An 18,513-nucleotide genomic window follows, 5' to 3' on the forward strand; every position below is an offset into this window, starting at 1 on the left:
TATTTAATGTTCATACCAAGTTAATATAGTTTCAGCATCTTGTTGTTCTAGGCTAGGTACATTACCTGTCATACCAGTCATTCCTGACATTACCGTTGCTTTTATAGACATGACTTGTTTACGCTTTTGGAAATATGTTTGACTACTTTCCATAGATTGTATACGTTTTTTCTCCATAAACATTGTAACGCGACTAAAGACCCGATATTGCATTGTCAATTGCTTTCCTTCAATCATGTAGCCTGCTGTTCTATGTTGCCAAATACCAAGGAATATGATTAATGGAATTAGTAAGAATGCTAATAACCCGTAAGGATATAAGAAATAACTACTTGCCCCTATTATCGGTACGAGCCAAAAGAAATCAATGCGGTAAAAAAATGGACGTGCACGTTTCGGAGCCTTTATAAATTCAGGATGCCAATTCATTTCAGGGAAAAGTTGTTCTAGCGTCTGTAAACAATCTTGCTTTTTAATCAGTGGGAACAATGCAATTTTCTTATCTCCACCCTTTTCACCATTTCCTCCTGCACTTTCTACTACAACGGTAGCAAAGCCAAATATTTGCCGCAAAGGGTTTTCAACAATACGGATTGCCTGTATACGATTTAATGGTAATGTAATTCTTTTCTTCTCCAGTAACCCTTTAGTAATCATTAGCTTTTCATCTTCAATACGAACCGTATAATCGTGATAATTCACTAGTGTTATAACAACCGATAGTAGCCACGCAATAATCAGCACGAACATGACCATTAATGCAACTAAGAATGCACCAACCTTCACAAAATCCGCCACTTCATGAAAGACCTCTTCATACGGGATAATATCCGAAAACTGTGAGATGACCGCTGCTACCCCTGATAAGACTACGCCTATCCCACCAGAAGTCGTTGCTAATACAAGTAAATCCCGCATCGACATACGATAAATAATAGGCACCATCACTTCCTCTATTTGTCCATGTGCTGGTTCCACGTCAAGTGGTTGAGCGATTTGTGTTTTTGCTCGACGCATTTCTTCTTCAATAACATCAGCCGCTATTTTTTGAATAGCTGTTAATTCTACCTCTGGCTTGCCACCTTTATTGCCTGCTGTCTCAACTTGCACCTTGACTAAGCCAAATATGCGATGAAAAATACCTTCATGGTAATTTAAACTTTGAATGCGCTCAAATGGAATATAACGCTTCTTTTTGACGAATAACCCGTACTTTACTCTGAGTTCGCCATCCTCAAACCAGTAAACAAAGGTACGCCACTTTACAATACCACCGACAAGCGCTAGTACTGCCCCTACCCCCCACACGCCAAACAGTAATACGGTTTCAAAAAAATGTTCACTGCGGAAGTTCAAGGAAAAGTTAAAGCCATTACTAATAATGATAATGGCTACAGGTAAGATCATACTCTTTAGTGCTTTGACACTAGAGATAATCGCCGATACGGGGTGTAAACGATACACTTCGTTAGACATCATCTTCCGCCACCCTTGCTAATTCCGAAATACGCGCACGAAGTCCATCTGCTTCATCCATGACCAGTGCAGGAATTGTATGTACCGTGGCGGCTGTAGAAATTGAAATATTACCTAGGCTGTATCTTTTTAAAATGGGGCCTTGTGTCGTGTCAACATGTTGCACACGTACCATTGGTATTAATGTGCGTTTGACAACAAACAAGCCATGTTGGACTTCAATTTCATGTTCGCGCACTTCGTATCTCCAGCGTTCCCAACGAATTTTCGGGAATAAATACGCAGAAAAAAATGCACTTAATAGAACAACAGCAATCGCGATAAAATAAATAAATGAAGGCCATTCATAATAATAAGTGCCATAACAAACCAATGCTGCAATGACTAACAACAGCAATGTTTGTAACACACCATATAATCGCCATACTGTTAACCCTTTTCGGGAAATTTGATGAATTGGTTCAGCTCTCAAAATTGTTCCTCCTCTTTTCATTACCTATGTATACGTACGCAAATACCAATTTGTTTCAAATAAATCCATAGCCTTTTCATCATAATTAACCGCCATCTAAACATCTAGTATATCGCCTTTTTAGTATACGACGCTATAGTTTAATGCTTATAATAAGCCGCTTTCGTCGCGACGTTCCGTTTAGAAATCTCGCATACTTACTTTTCCTTCCAAAAATTTCGAATAAATTAATTTAACTATAAATATAAAAAACCTTACAGTCAATTTGACTGTAAGGTTTGAAAGTTAATTAGTCTTCATGGCGACGTGGTGCACGTGAACGACCTTGTCCACCTTCACGACGAGCTCCGCCCTCACGGCGACCACCTTCACGACGGCCTCCACTGTTGCGACGATCGCCACCACTACCTTCACGACGGTTACCGCCAAAGCTACGACCACCACCGCTTCTGTTACGGCCATTACGATCGCCACCGCGGCCACCACCGCCACCAGAACGCTCACGACGCATTGGTAATGGACGTTCTTCTGTAATTGTAACAGGCGTATCATCCGGCTCTTTTGTTAATGAGCGTAATGCAGCTGCTACTACATCGATTGCATCATGGTTTTCAAGTACTTCTGTCGCCAGTGTACGATAATCACCTAAGTTATTATTGGCAATAAGACCTTCAAGTGTCTCAATAGCTAAACGTTGTTGACCTACTAAAGCTTCGTCATTTGTTGGCGGACGAAGTGGTGTCATACGTTTTTTCGTTGTTTCTTCAACAATACGTAAATAGCCCATCTCACGAGGTGTTACAAATGTTACTGCAAGACCTGATTTTCCGGCACGGCCAGTACGACCAATACGGTGAACGTAAGACTCAGGATCTTGAGGAATATCAAAGTTATACACGTGTGTAACGCCTGAAATATCTAGACCACGAGCTGCTACATCTGTTGCAACAAGGATATCAATTTTATTTTCTTTAAATTGACGTAAAACTGAAATACGTTTTGCTTGGCTTAAATCACCATGAATTCCTTCAGCAAGATATCCTCGGATTGATAAAGCTTGTGCTAGCTCATCAACACGGCGTTTTGTACGTCCAAAGATAATCGCTAATTCTGGTTGGTGAACGTTTAATAAACGAGATAAAACATCGAATTTTTCACGCTCAGCAGCTTTCACAAAGTATTGATCAATGTTATCCACTGTTAATTCTTTTGCTTTAATTTTTACAATTTCAGGGTCACGCATAAATGTCTCAGCGATTTTACGGATTGCTGGTGGCATTGTTGCTGAGAATAATAATGTTTGGCGCTCAGCAGGTACGTTTTCTAAAATTGAATTTATATCATCGATGAAGCCCATGTTTAACATTTCATCTGCTTCGTCCAGTACAAGTGTTTGAACATCTTCTAGTTTTAAAGTACGACGATTAATATGGTCTAAAATACGACCTGGTGTACCAACAATAATTTGTGGTTTATTTTTCAGTGCACGAATTTGACGTCCGATTTCTTGACCACCGTAAACTGATAATAATTTCACACGCTTGTCGTAACCGACTTTATATAGTTCTTCTGAAACTTGAATCGCTAATTCACGAGTTGGAGCAATTACTAATGCTTGGATATTAGGGTTTTTAGGATCGATTTTCTCGATAAGTGGAATACCAAAAGCGGCAGTTTTACCTGTACCAGTTTGCGCTTGACCTAATACATCGCGACCTTCAATGGCAAAACGAATAGTACCCTCTTGGATTGGTGTTGCTTCTTCGAATCCCATACGTTTTACTGAACGTAGTGTAGATTCACTAATATTTAATTCTGAAAAATTTGTCAAACTTCTCAATCTCCTTTTTTTCCTTTTAAGTTGACAAATGGTTACATTTTCAGATGAAGTTGTCGGCAAATTCGAGCCTGTGTTGTGGAACGTTTCCGTTACTTAAAAATTCTCTCTACAAATGTTTCAAGTAGAGCTCTCTTATATGAAAAGGAAAGCCCGGTCTTTACCGAGCGGTTCGATTCTGCGTAATTATTCACTTAGAATAAAACCGTTATGTTCAAAAAAAAGTACTCTTCAACCAAATTATGAAGAGTCTTCGCACAAAATGTATCCATTGCTTACACTAGTCTATCACGGGAATCAAACGTATGCAACGATAACGCATGAGTCGTAATAATCTGACTACTTTTCTAACCCTTTAAAAACGCTAAAACCTTCGTAAACCAATCAAAACAATCTTCACAATGACAAATATGGTGTTTGCCATTATTAGAAAAATACAACTTTTTATTTGTTGAGGCAAGCTGATCAAACAAAAATTGAGCGGTATGATAGGGCACAATTCCGTCTAATTTCCCTTGCACAATATACACTGGAATTTTAATGTCTTGATAGTACGGCGCTACCTTTTGTACAAGTTTCATGAATTCAATCGTAGCTGCTAAGGGGACGTTGTTGAACTTATGACGATATCTTAAAAACAGCTCATTATTGGAAAGGTTGCGATGATACGCTTCGGTTGCTAACATTTTAAAATCTTTTACAAGTTGCTTAGGGCTAATGTATTTAGCAGCAGCACTAAGCAGTACAAGCTTCTTCACCTTATAACGTTTCGCTAAATATAACGCAATAATGCCACCCATAGAAAAACCAACGACAATCACTTCATCCACTTTTTTCGATAACGCTCGAAAAGCTAACTCCGCATCCATTAACCAATGCTGTGCGGTAAAGCCTTTCATCTTTAGTTCTTCTCCATGCCCTGATAAGGTAGGTGTCTCGATTAGCCAATCTGTATTGGCTTGTAAATAAACGGTAAACGGCTCTACCTCATAAGCACCACCCGAAAATCCATGAATACATAATACACCTATCGTCATTACCCTCACCTCAAAAAGTGGCTGTTTTACTAGCAATAGCACACAAATGCTTTCCAAATTGCTTTTTAATAAAGGGTAAAAATCAGCGCATCTGTAAACCAGAGCGGATTTTTACCCCAAGTAACAATTCATTATGTCAACAACCGCAAATCATGAAGTAAATGATTGCAAAATTGTTTCTAGTTTCATCCCACGTGAGCCTTTTAATAATACAATGGATTTCTCTGTTGCCTGTTGAAGCTTTGCAATGATAGGCTCAAAATCATCCTTGTCGTATAGTAAATGGTCAGCGTCGAAACGTTCTTTCAACACCTCATACAAGAAAGCCATACGCGGACCATACAAGCACACATAGTCAATTTCACCTTCATGAATTGCTAATGATAACTCTTCATGGAAGCTTTTTTCATTATCCCCTAGTTCTAGCATATCACCTAAGACAAGCCACTTTTCAGGGCGAATAGTTGTAGTGGCTATAAACTGAATCGCCGCCTTTACCGACGTAGGTGCAGCATTGTAAGCATCATTAATAAATAATGCACCTTGATTTCCTTGTACTTGCTGCATACGCATATCTGTTAACGTTACGTCTTTTAAAGATGTACGAATTTGCTCATCCGTTAAACCTAGTTTTTGCGCGATAAGCATGGCAATTAAAGTGTTTTTCACCTGATGCTTCCCAAGAACAGAAATAAAGAAATCCCCTTCAATAGCACCATGTGTTGTAAAGCTACTTCCACTTGCAGTTGCTTCAATATTATCAGCATATAACAAATCGCCTGGTTCTAAACCAAACGCCTGTGCATTTAAATTTTGTTCTTTTGCAACAAGCTCATTTAATAATGGTTCATCACCATCATAAAAGAGCACACCATCCTCTTGCATACCTTGTATAATTTCAAACTTCGCCTTTGCAATACCGGCACGCGAGCCTAAGTCTTGCATATGTGCCTCACCAATATTGGTAATTACCGTTATATGAGGACGAGCTAACTTTGTTAAAAACTCAATTTCCCCAAATCCACTCATGCCCATTTCAAGTACAGCAACTTCTGTATCCTCTTGGAGCTGTAAAATCGTAATTGGTAAGCCTAGTTGATTATTAAAATTACCAATTGTTTTTTGTACTTTAAAAAACGGTGCTAGCGTGCCTGCTAAAATATCCTTTGTGGATGTTTTACCATTCGATCCTGTAATACCAATAAAGGTCGCCTTATGCTCGTTACGATAAGCACGTGCCATTTGCTGTAACGCCAACTCTGAATCATCCACAAATAGTAACGGAACATTTTTTGGCGGGTTAGGTTCATCTTTTTGCCAAAGCGAAGCACCCGCTCCTTTTTCAAAAGCTTGTTGCACAAACTTATGACCATTTGCCTGTTCACCGCGGAACGGCACAAATAAATCCCCTTGGCAGATTGTTCTTGTATCAATCGATATACCAGATACAATCGTATCTCCGAAAGCTGGCACCTCATCATTTAACCATGCTGCTAATTCCTTTAATGTCTTTTTCACAATAATCCCACTCAGTCTTTTTTATAGTGAAGCTGTTGTTTTTCTTCAAAGCGCTCAAGTGCTAGCGCAATCAGTCGATTAATAAGCTCTGGATAACTTACGTTTGTATGTTGCCAAAGAAGCGGATACATACTAACAGGTGTAAAACCTGGCATTGTATTCACTTCGTTAATATAAATGGCATGATCTGCCGTGACAAAGAAATCAGCACGTACTAAACCACTTCCATCTAAAATCTTAAACGCACTTTTTGCGTGCTCTTTTAAGCTAGTCACAACTTCTGTAGGTAGTTCAGCAGGAATAATCAATGCTGTTGAACCATCCTTATATTTTGAATCATAATCATAGAACGCTGTCATAGGCTTAATTTCACCTGGCACAGATACTTCTGGAAAATCATTGCCCAGTACAGCTAATTCAATTTCACGTGCTACAATACCTTGCTCTACCACAATTTTACGGTCGTATTGCAATGCTACCTCAATTGCTTGAATTAATTCCTCACGGTTCGAAGCTTTACTAATACCAACACTTGAGCCTAAATTTGCCGGCTTTACAAACATTGGCCAAGACAATTTCTGTTCACAACGCGTTAAAATAGCATCTTGCTCTTTCGTCCATTCACTACGAATGAAGTACGTATATGGCACTTGTGGTAAGCCCGCAATTTCAAACAACTGTTTCATAATCACTTTATCCATACCTGCAGATGATGCCAACACACCATTACCGACATACGGAAGATTCAACACTTCCAGTAAACCCTGTACAGTTCCATCTTCCCCGTTTGTTCCATGCAGTAAAGGGAAAATAACATCAAATTGGACCGCTGCCCCGCTTTTATCAATTAAAAACGCTGTAATATTATTTTCTAAAATAATGGCATCATCACCAAATTGCAATTCTTCAATCGAATTTGCGGGTTTTTCTAAACGCTCACCGCGTCGCCATTCCCCATCTGGTGTAATGTAAATCGGATATATCTCATACTCCTCGAAATTCAAAGCTCCAGTGACTGCGCACGCCGTCGACAATGACACCTCATGCTCCGCTGACTTTCCGCCGTATAATAAACCGATTCTTTTTTTCATTTTTGTGCCCTCCACATACTTCTTGAGTATTATTAGTTTATCACGAAACGGCTTGACAAATGACATAAAAATCTCACCGTAATTTGGACGGTGAGATTTGAGTGCCTTATTCATTCAAAAGTTGGTCACCCAAGTAAAATGACTGACTATACTTCCTTGAGTTCCATTCCTATTTAGCTGGTGAAATACCTGCTAAATAGCGTTAAATAATATGAATCAATTCATCGTGCTCGTTTTTCAAAATTGTATTTAAATCATCCCAGACCTCATCTGGAAAGGAATAATCTGACAGGTTACGTATTTCTATACCATATGCCGCTTTCGGCTTCTCAATGCGATACAGTGACAACAATGCACCCTCTTTAGCAAAGGAGCGATACGCACGCAAAAATTCGGGCGTAAGGGAAGGAATACTCGATTTTACTTTACGGCGCCAAAAACCTGTGCTTCGTTCTTTCTCACGTATTAACGTATTAAACACATTAGCGACGAGCAAATCTGAATCACTTAAATGGCGAAAATAAACTTTCGTCATTTTCTCTACATCCGAAGAACAATACACAAACCGATTTTGCAATTTATTAAAAAATGGCGAAGTAATCGGTTCTTTTTTATGACTTATGTAAAGCAGTTCTCCCTGTTCCATCGGTGTCAGCTGATCCAGCCTCTTTTCATCCATAAAATCTACCCAACACAATTCTTTCGACTCCGTAGCTTTTTTTACAAAACGAGGAACTTCCTCATCTGCTATATAATCAAACTGTGTATGCATATTAAATGATCCGTCTTCATAGGAATGCTTTAGTAATAGTAAGTGATGCAGTGGATCTAAAGCAGCCACGAATTGCGAGAATTTAAGCCCGCTAAATATAACAAATTTATCGACATCATTCATATGAACATATATATGATACATAAAATCTTCAGCTGACTTTAATTTCTTAGCCACATCCATCACCCCATTCTTCACTTTATTATAAAACTAAACATCATTTTTTGAAACATTTTATGCTATTTGTCGTCACAACAATATACTCAGGCGTAAAATTGTTTTTTGCGTTATAATGTTAATGTTCGACATGCGTCTGTGCGCAGATTTTAAACTATTTTATTTTAGGTGGCTTTTATGGAAAATAAACGAAATTTCGTGAACCGTTTTGACTGGACGCTCGCTTTTATACTTTTCACTTTTCTTGTCATTAGTTTATTAGCAATTGCATCCGCTCAAACTTCCGGACAATATGGTATTAATTACGTACCTTTGCAACTAAGATGGTATGTAATTGGTGCATTTATTATCGGTGTCATTATGTTTTTCGAGCCTGATCAATATAAAAAAATGGCTTGGTATATGTACGGAGCTGGAATTGCTCTTTTAGTTTTGCTTATTTTCATGCCGGAAGGTAAAGGCCAAATTGGTGAGCCTGTGAATGGTGCTAAAAGCTGGTTCCATACACCACTTGGTAATATCCAGCCCTCCGAATTTATGAAAACTTTTTACATTTTAGCGCTCGCCCGCCTTATTAGTAAGCATCATGAAGTCTACTCTTTAAGATCCATTAAATCTGACTTCATTTTACTAGGTAAAATCGCTTTAACGTTGATTATACCACTTGGTATTATTATGAAACAGCCTGACCTTGGTTCAGCACTTGTTTTCTTTGCGATTACTGCTGCACTCGTTATTGTAGCAGGTATCTCTTGGAAAATTTTATTACCTACTTTTTTAGGTGGCGCTGTCGTCGGGGGAAGCCTCCTGTGGATGGCACTTTACATGCAGGAATTTTTAGAGAAAACATTTGGCTTTAAAGCGTACCAGTTTGCCAGAATTTACTCTTGGCTGGATCCATATTCGTATTCATCGAGTGATGGTTACCATTTGATTACTTCCTTAAATGCTATTGGGTCTGGTGAAATCTTCGGTAAAGGCTTCCGTGGTCGCGAAGTGTACGTAGCCGAAAATCATACGGACTTCATCTTCACCGTTATCGGTGAGGAATGGGGTTTTATCGGTGCAAGTATAGTAATCTGTATTTTCTTTTTGTTAATCTATCATTTAACTAAAACAACATTATTATTGAAAGACCCTTTTTCAACTTATGTTTGTGCAGGTATTATAGCGATGATTACGTTCCATGTATTCGAAAACATTGGTATGACAATACAACTACTACCGATTACAGGTATTCCACTTCCATTCATAAGTTATGGGGGAAGTTCTTTAATGGGCAATGCCTTGGCCATCGGGCTAGTCTTTAGCATGCGTTTCCATTATCGTACTTACATGTTTACAACGTACGATGAAGAGGATTAAGAAATTTAAATAATAAAAAAAGAATGGATAGCCTCTCTACTTTCCAAAGAGAACTATCCATTCTTTTTTGTAAAACGAGTTAAGCTTGAACTTGCGGAGTTTGCGTTGGTGGTGTGAGCACTTTTAAAAGTTCAAGTCGAGACTTTGTTACAGTAGCTGTCACACCCAACTTCGATAAATTCGAAACAATCTTTTTCAAATCTACTTCCTTCGTCATACATTCCACCTCAATCTTTTCTCGATTTTATATAACGTTTTATTTCCAAAAAAGTTTCATTTTTTCTAAGTGTTAGATGTCAGACGAGTTTATCTGTATCTATCATACCATTTAACTCGCCTTTAATATTTTTCAATTTTGTTACAATGTAAATTATGTTTAAATGTCACTTTTTTAGGCAAACAAAATACACTATAGAATAAAATTTGATAAATACATTATTAACCCATCAAATCAATTCTATTCGTTGTTCTTCATTATTTTTTGACCAGCCAGCAGGAACAAGCTTCTACCAAAAGAGGGAATGAAAGAAGAGATAACTATTGTGGATGAACGGTTACGCAAAATAATAACTGAACATAAACTAAATCAATCCTTGTCTTGGTTTCAAATGCTTCCCCTACCGTACCCTTGTAATAGCAAGAACAAGAGAGGTAGAATATACATACTGAAATATTGTAAGAAAGCAGGAAATTAAATGATAAAACCAATTTTACTCTTAATGTCAGTACAGTTTCTCGTCTACCTAGGCTTTGGAATTATTATTCCTGTCCTACCAGAGGTCATCGTACAAAACGATTGGCAAAACATCCATGTAGGCGGTTTACTGACAGTGTATTCTCTTGCAAGTTTTTTTACCGCACCACTTTGGGGAAAGCTTTCTGATAAAGTCGGTCGTAAGCAACTCATTTTAACAGGATTGGTAGGATTCAGTCTCAGTTTCATTATTTTTTCAATGTTCATTGACCATTTAACAATGTTATACGTATCACGTATCGTGGGTGGCTTATTCTCAGGTGCGTTGTATACAGCTGTAACAGGTTTTATTGGTGACATGTCGAGCGAGGAAGATCGTAATAAGTACATGGGTTTCATGGGCATGTCCATTGGTCTAGGTTTTATCTTCGGTCCTGCAATTGGCGGCATGTTAGGTAATTATAGCTTGCAATTGCCATTTATCGCATCAGCAGCTTTAATCGCGCTATTATTTATTTATGCAACTTTCGTCTTAAAAGAACCAGAAAAACGAAAAGATGTAATAAAAAGAGCAATTGTCCCAAAAGGTGTTGGCAAAATGCTTCAATACCGTGTTCGTTATTTATTTATGTTCTCGTTCTTAGTGACTTTTATGCTCGCAGGAGTAGAAGCAACATTCCAGCTTTTTCAAATTGATCGTATACAAATAACACCTTTGCAAATCGGTTATTTATTTATGTTTAGTGGCTTTGTAGATGCAGCCATACAAGGTGGCGTTGTTCGTCGCATTAAAAATGGCACAGAAACATCTTGGCTCATTGGAGCTCAAATCATTACAGCAATCGGTATGCTTTTATTCACTCTAACAGGCAATCTATTGATGGCAGGTTTTGCACTTTGTATCTTTACAGCCGGAAATGCCCTTGCAAGAACATGTGTCGTGTCATTATCCTCCAAAGAATCTGGCGGCCAATATGGGACAGCAGCAGGTCTTTCCTACTCTATGGATAATTTAGGGCGTATTCTCGGGCCTCTATTTTTCACATGGTTATTTACGATGCAATCTAATCTTGGCTACTATATTGCTGCAGCTATCGCAATTATCTCGATTATTTTAATCTTTATTTATAAGGCTTCAAATAAAACTTTAAGGCTTGAATAATTTTCGTACTATATGTCGTAACTAATAGAAACAGATGTATTTGTTAAACTTATATGACATCCATGTTTGAAAGCGTAAACTCGGAGGATACTGCATGAATAAAACAATCAATTTTTCTCTTCCTAGAGAGCTTGAACCATTACGTTCTGAAATTGAAGATTCGCTACTGTCTGCGATTACTATATCGCCATGTAAACGTTCCACTAAAATAACAGAAAGTAAGTTCGCCGGTGAACCTTATTTACCTTATTATCAAACAGTTCCAAAGGACATTACTGGTGAAGCGATGCGTTTATTAGCTCAAATAAATTTTGCAGAAATACCAACAATACAAGATTTTCCTACTCAAGGTATTTTACAATTTTTTATTTCATCTAATATTTTTGCCAATGCGGCACATTATAAGGAAGACATTTTTCAACAGTTCTATAAAGTACGATTTTACCCAACGTTAGAAACAAAAACAGCAATGCCAACACAAGAAAAACCTTCTGTAACCACAGATGATTGGTTTCCTATTAAAGAAGAGTTATCGCTACAATTCCACTTTACACAGGAACCTGTCTCAGCTTTAGATTATCGAGCTGTACACTATTTACCGAGTCTAATATGCACCCTAAACCATGATGTTAATTTGCACGAAATCTACTTACAGCATTTTTTAGGAGCTGGCGCTAAAATAGGCGGATACGCATATTTTTTAGAGGAAGACATTCGGCACGAATCTCATCTGCTACAACGGTATGATGTACTTTTACTACAAATAGATTCCAATGATGAGTTCGGTATTATGTGGGCGGATAGTGGCGTAGGGAAATTCTTTATCAATCGTGATAAGCTTCTTCAACAAGATTTTAGCGATATACTATTTCAATGGGAACATTATGTATAAGCTAACTGATTTACCTCTTGCCTTGAAACTGAATACAAAACTAGCAAGAGGCTGGGACAAAACTAAAAAAATTTAAGGAACAGAGGAAAGGTGTTCATAAATTTTTGCTATATGGGGAGCTTAGCAAACTTAGCTATTCTTGCATTTGCATTAAATAAAAAATTAGAAGTGTTCACTAGTTGTTGATAGCGGAGGTGGTGACTCCAGCGGGAACGCACACAACGTAAGACGCAACAAACCTGCGCGTTAGCGAGGGTTGCGGCTTACGTGTGTGCCCGCGGAAAGCACCGCCATAGCGGACAACAACGGTATAGAAAAAAAGTGTTAGATTGACTGCCATCAATCTAACACTTTTTCTCTTTTGTCCCAGCCTCTTGCCTAATTTCGATTACTGTTTACTAACAATGCCCTTAAAGTCGCAAAACGCAAAGGCATTGTCCCTACTTTTTTGGGGGGAATTTTTTTGATGATAACAAATCACTTACTGTCCTTTCTTTCCACCTGTGAAGTAAGCTATACTAGATATAATGTGAAATATAGTAAAGGGGTGCAGGAATGGGCATTTTTACAAATGTAGAATATCTAGTACCTTTAATTTTATTCGTAAATATCTTATCTGCGATGACAATTATATTTTTAGAGCGTAAAGATGCTAGTTCTACATGGGCATGGATTCTTGTCCTATTTTTCTTGCCATTAGCTGGATTTATTTTATATTTACTACTTGGCAGACAACTGCGCAGGAAACATTTGTTTCGTTGGGAAGGGCGCAAAGATATTGGGATTGATAATCTGATTAGCTATCAAATAGACACCATTCGAGATAATACATTTGAGTTTCGTATTGAAAATGCCGAAAATTATAAAGAAATGATTTATATGCATTTAAAAACGAATAATGCGGTATTAACACAAGACAATCACCTTGCTATTTTTGACGATGGTGCAGACAAATTTGAACAGCTATTAAAAGATATTGAAGCAGCTAAAGATCATATCCATATTCAATATTACATCTTCCGCTTAGATAATTTAGGTACTCGTCTTGTTGACGCAATGATTAAAAAGGCAAAACAAGGAGTCAAAGTAAGGCTCTTATATGATGAAATGGGCTCTCGTAATGTAAAAAGGAGACATTTCAAGGAACTTCTTGAAGCAGGCGGTGAAGTAGAAGTATTTTTCCCTTCCATATTCCCACTGCTTAACCCACGCCTCAACTTTAGAAATCACCGCAAAATAGGAGTAATTGACGGTCGTATTGGGTATATCGGGGGCTTTAATGTAGGAGATGAATACCTCGGACTTCAAAAGAAATTTGGCTATTGGAGAGATACACATTTACGTATTGAAGGAAGCGCTGTCCACCCATTGCAAACACGCTTTTTATTAGATTGGAATCAAGCATGTGCACAGCAAAAGATGGGTTATTCCGACCGTTACTTCCCTGCTATCCCGAAAAAAGGTGATGTCGGTTTACAAATCGTTTCGAGTGGACCGGACTCCGATTGGGAACAAATAAAAATCGGCTATTTAAAGCTGATTAATATGGCCAAGAGATATATTTATATTCAAACGCCTTATTTTATTCCTGATATTAGTTTTTTAGACGCCATAAAAATTGCTACTTTATCAGGCATTGACGTACGTATTATGATTCCTAATAAGCCGGACCATATGTTTGTTTATTGGGCAACATACTCTTACGTGGGCCAATTATTACGCGCAGGAGCAAAGGTTTATATTTATGAAAAAGGATTTATTCATGCTAAAGCTATTATTATTGACGATGAAGCATCTACAGTAGGAACTGCAAATATCGATGTCCGAAGTTTTAGTTTAAACTTCGAAGTAAATGCCTTTATTTACGATTCTAAAATTTCCCATCAATTAGCTGAGCTATTTGAGAAGGACATTTTAGATAGCACAGAATTAACTTGGGAAATGTATCAAAATCGTTCGAGCATGATAAAGTTTAAGGAATCTATTTCTCGCTTATTAACACCGATATTATAACAACCCATTCGTTTATTTTTATGGGGTGAGAACAAAAGAAAAAGAGGCGGGGACATAACTAGAAAAACTTAAGGAATAGAGGAAAGCTGTTCATAAATTTTTGCTATATGGAGACCTTAGCTATTCTTGCTTTTGCAATTAAAAAAATTAGAAGTGTTCACTAGTTGTTGGTAGCGAAGGCGGTGACTCCAGCTCAGAACAGCACATAATGTAAGACGCGGGCATACGCGCGCAAGCAGAGGGTTGCGGCTTACGGTGCTGAGCGGAAAGCACCGTCGTAGCGGACAACAACGGCATAGCAAAAAAGTGTTAGATTGATTAGGTTCAATCTAACACTTTTTGCTATGGTTCGCTACAGTGGTTACTTCCCCATTGCACACCGTAACGTTGCGTACGTTCTGAGCTAAAGTCATCGCCTTTTTATTGCTAACGCTCGCTTGAGGTTTTGTCTCCAAGCTCTTTGTTTATTCTGCGCCTAAATACTCTTCTAACGTAACATTCTGTTCTTTCATTTTCTTAGCAATGTCAATTCCAACATAGCGATAATGCCAAGATTCATACATATAACCTGTTAAATGTTCTTTATTTTGAGGGAATCGTAAAATGAAACCATATTCTGCAGCATGCTCAAATAGCCATTTCCCAGCAGGTGTTTCACCAAACTCCTCAGTCAACCATAAATCTTCTTTGCCGACTTCACCAATATCAAACGCTAGGCCTGTTTGGTGCTCGGAAAAGCCTGGGCGTGCACTATAGCGATCTGCAGCAGCCTGACCATCGCGCTTAACATAATTATTGTATAATGTTGTTTGATATTCATAAGAACGATATCCACTAAACGCGACTAAGTTAAAGCCCTGTTGTTTAGCTTCTGCTATCATCTTATTTAACGCTTGACGTGCCTCTGGATTTTCACCTGGTGCAAATGTGGATGGTAGTGGATATTTTTTATTAGCCAGTAAAATACCATCAATATAAGTAGGCTCTGTCGGCATTGCTTGATTTGGGTAATAGCCATTTTCGTCTGGCTGCTCTTGTGGTTCAGTTACTTCGGGTGTTTTTGGTTGCTCTTTTGTAGGATTGTCTTTTTTGCCTTGTTCTGCTACTGGTTGTTCTTCATCTGACGCTACATTGACTTGATTATTCTTATAGTAAATCACTATAAAAATAGATACGATCAGTGCCGCTGAAATAATAGCGCCAATAATAAGTGGTAGTCGATTTTTTTTCATTTCTTTGCCCCTTTTGTGTAGATACAGGGTTGCTAAACAAAACGAGATTTCAAAATCAGGTCGTTTCAATGGGAGTTTGAGCAACCCTAAGACCTTTAATCAATTACACCTCGGCGGAATGTCTTTAAGATTTTTTCAAAACGGCTCGAAAGGGTTCTTTTACATCTTTGACAACCACCAGGTATTTAACTTGTTTCAGCAAAGTTTGCCCTCACCGTTTGCGAGTACATACATGGCACTTATTGTATTGGTAAGGCTTCTACCAAAGCAAGTTAATACACTATATTTTGATAGTTTTATTTTATCACTGTTCACATTTTTAAGTGTAGCATTTCCACTTATTCTGTAAAAATAATAATAAGTACCGCAATGGAAGCAATAGAGAAAAAGATTGCCATATACTTCATCCATTTCGCCTCTTTAACATATCCTTGTTCCTTAAAACTCTTCGCTCTAAAGCCATTTGACAAAGCAAACATTATGGTCATTGCTAGCACCGCTAAATTAAAATTGCCGATAATAATGCATACAATAGCTGCAATACTAAATACTGCAACTAAAATTGAAGATATCCATTTTGTATTCATGCTGTTTTCCTCCTAAAAAAAATCGAGGCTACAACGCGCCTCGACATTCATTCATTTATGATTCTGCTTTTTCGGGATGCTCCGAATAATATTTTCGACCAATATACGTTTGAAGAATTAGTAATGCACCGCTGACAGACCAGTAAAGCGGTAGCGCTGCCATAGAAGACATAGAAATAAAGACAATCATAATTGGCGAAATGTAAATAAACATCTTCATTTGCTTTTTTTGTTGCTCTGGTACAGTCCATAAAGAAACTCGTGCTTGTACCAAATAAACAATCCCCGCAATTATTGTCATCACAATGTCTGGTGAACCTAAGCTAAACCATAAGAACATATGTGATTTCACATCGGCAGAATATAAAATTGAGAAGTAAAGACCCATAATGATTGGCATTTGAATTAACATTGGTAAACAACCCATATTTAACGGATTGACACCATGTTTTTGGTACAATGCCATCATCTCTTGCTGATATTGCATTTGTTCTTCTTTTGTCTTTGCTTCCTTCATTTTTTTCTGAACAGCTTCCATTTCAGGTTTGAAGGCATCCATTTTCGTTTTCATCAGTTGTTGCTGACGATAGTTTTTCAACATAATCGGCATTAAGACTAAACGGATAAGGACCGTGATGGCGATGATTGCTAAACCATAGCTACCTGAAAAAATATCATTTCCGAAAAACTCCAGTAAAAATTCCATAGGTTTTACAAAAACACTATAGAAAAAGCCCTCTTTGTTCTCAACTGCTTTACAGCCACTTAATACAAAAACAACAAGCCCAAGCATTGATAATAGCTTCAAATTTTTCATTTTTCCACCTACTATTAATTTTCAACTAATGTGAAGTATACCTTATTAAGACTACCTTTATCAAATAGCAAGCGCTACTTATCAAATACGCTTAGGCGTTAACGGAAGCGTGACACAATGGTAGTTTGTTCACATAAAAAAGATGCGCGCTTTAGCATCGCTAATACAATCGCATCTTACAGTATGTTCTTATTCATTGAGTGCTATTTATTGTCCCACAATATTAAGCGTTTTGCATCTCCGTCTCGTTCATTTCAAAACGATAAAATTCATGATGCAGCTCATCACGAAAATGTTTAGGTGTTACTCCAGTGTATTTCTTAAAAATACGTGTGAAGTAACTCTGATTACAAAAATGGAATTGGTCTGAAATGGATGTAATACTTTTATTCGTATGTCGTAGGTAATATTGCGATTCCTCTACGCGACGAACATTTAAATACTCGACCAATGTAATGCCCACATGTTCTCTGAAAATACGTGACAAGTGACTCGTACTAATATGGAAGTTATTCGCGATACTCTCCACAGTTAAATCATTCTCTAACTCATCATTAATATACATAATCACTTTATTGACTGTCTGATGACGGAAAGTCGGTTGCTTTCTATCTGCGATAAAATACACAAAGAAATCAATCAAATCATCAGCAAATTGCAAAAATTCTGCGTCTTTCATCTGATTTTCAATCATATCATTACAAGCAATATTAAACGCAAAGGCTTTCTTCGAAGGTACTTGATTGTCTAGCAATTTACGAGCAACAATCGACGACAAAACGGAAAAATAACCTCGCACTATTTTAATGACCTGCTTGCCAAAACGTATAGAAAGAATATCAATTAATTCATGCAAAGATTTTTTAGCCTTTGCAGATTCTAAATGGTAAATTTCAAATATTAATTTTGACTCAATATTAAAAAATTCTTCTACACCGATGTATTGGTTAATATTATCGATTTCTTGGAAGTATCTTTTTGATATCGTTTCTGACATAGAATGTTGATGTAGTTGCATAATCTTCCCCATCTTTCCTCAGAGTGCACGAATTACATTACAATATTTGACATCAAATTACAAATTCAAAATAAGAAAAAAGTATTTACTTATTTATCATATGAATTGAGTCCTATTACACAATTATATATTGAATATAGCTTAAAAATAACCTAACTTAAACACCAGTATTAAAAAAAATATACTTTACAGTGAATTTTACCATATTTTGCGATTTCCTTTCAACCACATTTTATACATCGTCCTAGTTCTAATTTATCATATAAATACCGTAGAAACCTTGTAAACTTATTAATAGACATTTAAATTTTACCATATACATATTAAAAATAATTAGTAATTAATTATAATAC

General features: G+C 37.3%; 16 protein-coding genes. 4 read left to right on the forward strand and 12 right to left on the reverse strand.

The window, feature by feature from the left end:
- Window positions 1-3 precede the first annotated feature (3 nt).
- From C9J37_RS21150 to C9J37_RS21180, 7 genes are all read right to left on the reverse strand, one after another.
- Complete coding sequence (locus tag C9J37_RS21150) at window positions 4-1,476, reverse strand: PH domain-containing protein (protein ID WP_107896955.1); 1,473 nt, start codon at window positions 1,474-1,476, stop codon at window positions 4-6.
- On the reverse strand, window positions 1,469-1,948 hold the full coding sequence (locus C9J37_RS21155) for a PH domain-containing protein (protein ID WP_024361315.1): 480 nt from the start codon (window positions 1,946-1,948) through the stop codon (window positions 1,469-1,471). The genes C9J37_RS21150 and C9J37_RS21155 overlap by 8 nt, the downstream gene beginning before the upstream one ends.
- A gap of 289 nt (window positions 1,949-2,237) precedes the next feature.
- The gene (locus C9J37_RS21160) at window positions 2,238-3,779 is read right to left on the reverse strand and encodes a degradosome RNA helicase CshA (RefSeq protein ID WP_107896956.1); all 1,542 of its coding nucleotides are present in this window, start codon (window positions 3,777-3,779) and stop codon (window positions 2,238-2,240) included.
- Between the two features lie 353 nt (window positions 3,780-4,132).
- The gene (locus C9J37_RS21165) at window positions 4,133-4,822 is read right to left on the reverse strand and encodes an alpha/beta hydrolase (RefSeq protein WP_107896957.1); all 690 of its coding nucleotides are present in this window, start codon (window positions 4,820-4,822) and stop codon (window positions 4,133-4,135) included.
- Between the two features lie 150 nt (window positions 4,823-4,972).
- Window positions 4,973-6,340, reverse strand: a complete 1,368-nt coding sequence (locus C9J37_RS21170; protein ID WP_107896958.1) for a UDP-N-acetylmuramoyl-tripeptide--D-alanyl-D-alanine ligase — start codon at window positions 6,338-6,340, stop codon at window positions 4,973-4,975.
- Between the two features lie 11 nt (window positions 6,341-6,351).
- The gene (locus tag C9J37_RS21175) at window positions 6,352-7,431 is read right to left on the reverse strand and encodes a D-alanine--D-alanine ligase (RefSeq protein ID WP_107896959.1); all 1,080 of its coding nucleotides are present in this window, start codon (window positions 7,429-7,431) and stop codon (window positions 6,352-6,354) included.
- A gap of 202 nt (window positions 7,432-7,633) precedes the next feature.
- Window positions 7,634-8,386: a hypothetical protein gene (locus C9J37_RS21180; RefSeq protein WP_107896960.1), complete on the reverse strand. Its 753-nt coding sequence runs from the start codon at window positions 8,384-8,386 to the stop codon at window positions 7,634-7,636.
- A 171-nt stretch (window positions 8,387-8,557) separates the two neighbouring features.
- On the opposite strand from C9J37_RS21180, the gene C9J37_RS21185 reads away from it, so the two are divergent.
- Window positions 8,558-9,745 carry an FtsW/RodA/SpoVE family cell cycle protein gene (locus C9J37_RS21185; RefSeq protein ID WP_024361321.1) on the forward strand — a complete coding sequence of 396 codons (1,188 nt, stop codon included), beginning with the start codon at window positions 8,558-8,560 and terminating at the stop codon, window positions 9,743-9,745.
- A 79-nt stretch (window positions 9,746-9,824) separates the two neighbouring features.
- Here the strand turns inward: C9J37_RS21185 and C9J37_RS28460 are convergent, their stop codons facing one another.
- Window positions 9,825-9,962, reverse strand: coding sequence for an Lmo0850 family protein (locus tag C9J37_RS28460; protein ID WP_004232019.1), 138 nt, complete (start codon window positions 9,960-9,962; stop codon window positions 9,825-9,827).
- Window positions 9,963-10,440: 478 nt separating this feature from the next.
- Between C9J37_RS28460 and C9J37_RS21190 the strand changes: the two genes are divergently transcribed.
- The 3 genes from C9J37_RS21190 to cls all read left to right on the forward strand — a co-directional run bounded on the left by C9J37_RS21190 (window position 10,441) and on the right by cls (window position 14,506).
- On the forward strand, window positions 10,441-11,601 hold the full coding sequence (locus tag C9J37_RS21190; protein WP_107896961.1) for an MFS transporter: 1,161 nt from the start codon (window positions 10,441-10,443) through the stop codon (window positions 11,599-11,601).
- 94 nt (window positions 11,602-11,695) lie between these two features.
- Entirely contained in the window at window positions 11,696-12,493 is a 798-nt protein-coding gene (locus C9J37_RS21195) for a YwqG family protein (RefSeq protein WP_107896962.1), read from the forward strand.
- 555 nt (window positions 12,494-13,048) lie between these two features.
- Window positions 13,049-14,506 carry a cardiolipin synthase gene (gene cls, locus C9J37_RS21200; RefSeq protein WP_107896963.1) on the forward strand — a complete coding sequence of 486 codons (1,458 nt, stop codon included), beginning with the start codon at window positions 13,049-13,051 and terminating at the stop codon, window positions 14,504-14,506.
- Between the two features lie 464 nt (window positions 14,507-14,970).
- Here the strand turns inward: cls and C9J37_RS21205 are convergent, their stop codons facing one another.
- The 4 genes from C9J37_RS21205 to C9J37_RS21220 all read right to left on the reverse strand — a co-directional run bounded on the left by C9J37_RS21205 (window position 14,971) and on the right by C9J37_RS21220 (window position 18,160).
- Window positions 14,971-15,738: a M15 family metallopeptidase gene (locus C9J37_RS21205; protein WP_107896964.1), complete on the reverse strand. Its 768-nt coding sequence runs from the start codon at window positions 15,736-15,738 to the stop codon at window positions 14,971-14,973.
- Between the two features lie 338 nt (window positions 15,739-16,076).
- On the reverse strand, window positions 16,077-16,325 hold the full coding sequence (locus C9J37_RS21210) for a hypothetical protein (protein ID WP_107896965.1): 249 nt from the start codon (window positions 16,323-16,325) through the stop codon (window positions 16,077-16,079).
- Between the two features lie 55 nt (window positions 16,326-16,380).
- Window positions 16,381-17,142, reverse strand: a complete 762-nt coding sequence (gene yidC, locus C9J37_RS21215) for a membrane protein insertase YidC (RefSeq protein ID WP_025220710.1) — start codon at window positions 17,140-17,142, stop codon at window positions 16,381-16,383.
- A 223-nt stretch (window positions 17,143-17,365) separates the two neighbouring features.
- The gene (locus C9J37_RS21220; RefSeq protein ID WP_024361328.1) at window positions 17,366-18,160 is read right to left on the reverse strand and encodes a helix-turn-helix transcriptional regulator; all 795 of its coding nucleotides are present in this window, start codon (window positions 18,158-18,160) and stop codon (window positions 17,366-17,368) included.
- Window positions 18,161-18,513: the final 353 nt, after the last annotated feature.

The sequence above is a fragment of the Lysinibacillus mangiferihumi genome, from assembly GCF_003049665.1.
Taxonomy (GTDB): domain Bacteria; phylum Bacillota; class Bacilli; order Bacillales_A; family Planococcaceae; genus Lysinibacillus; species Lysinibacillus mangiferihumi.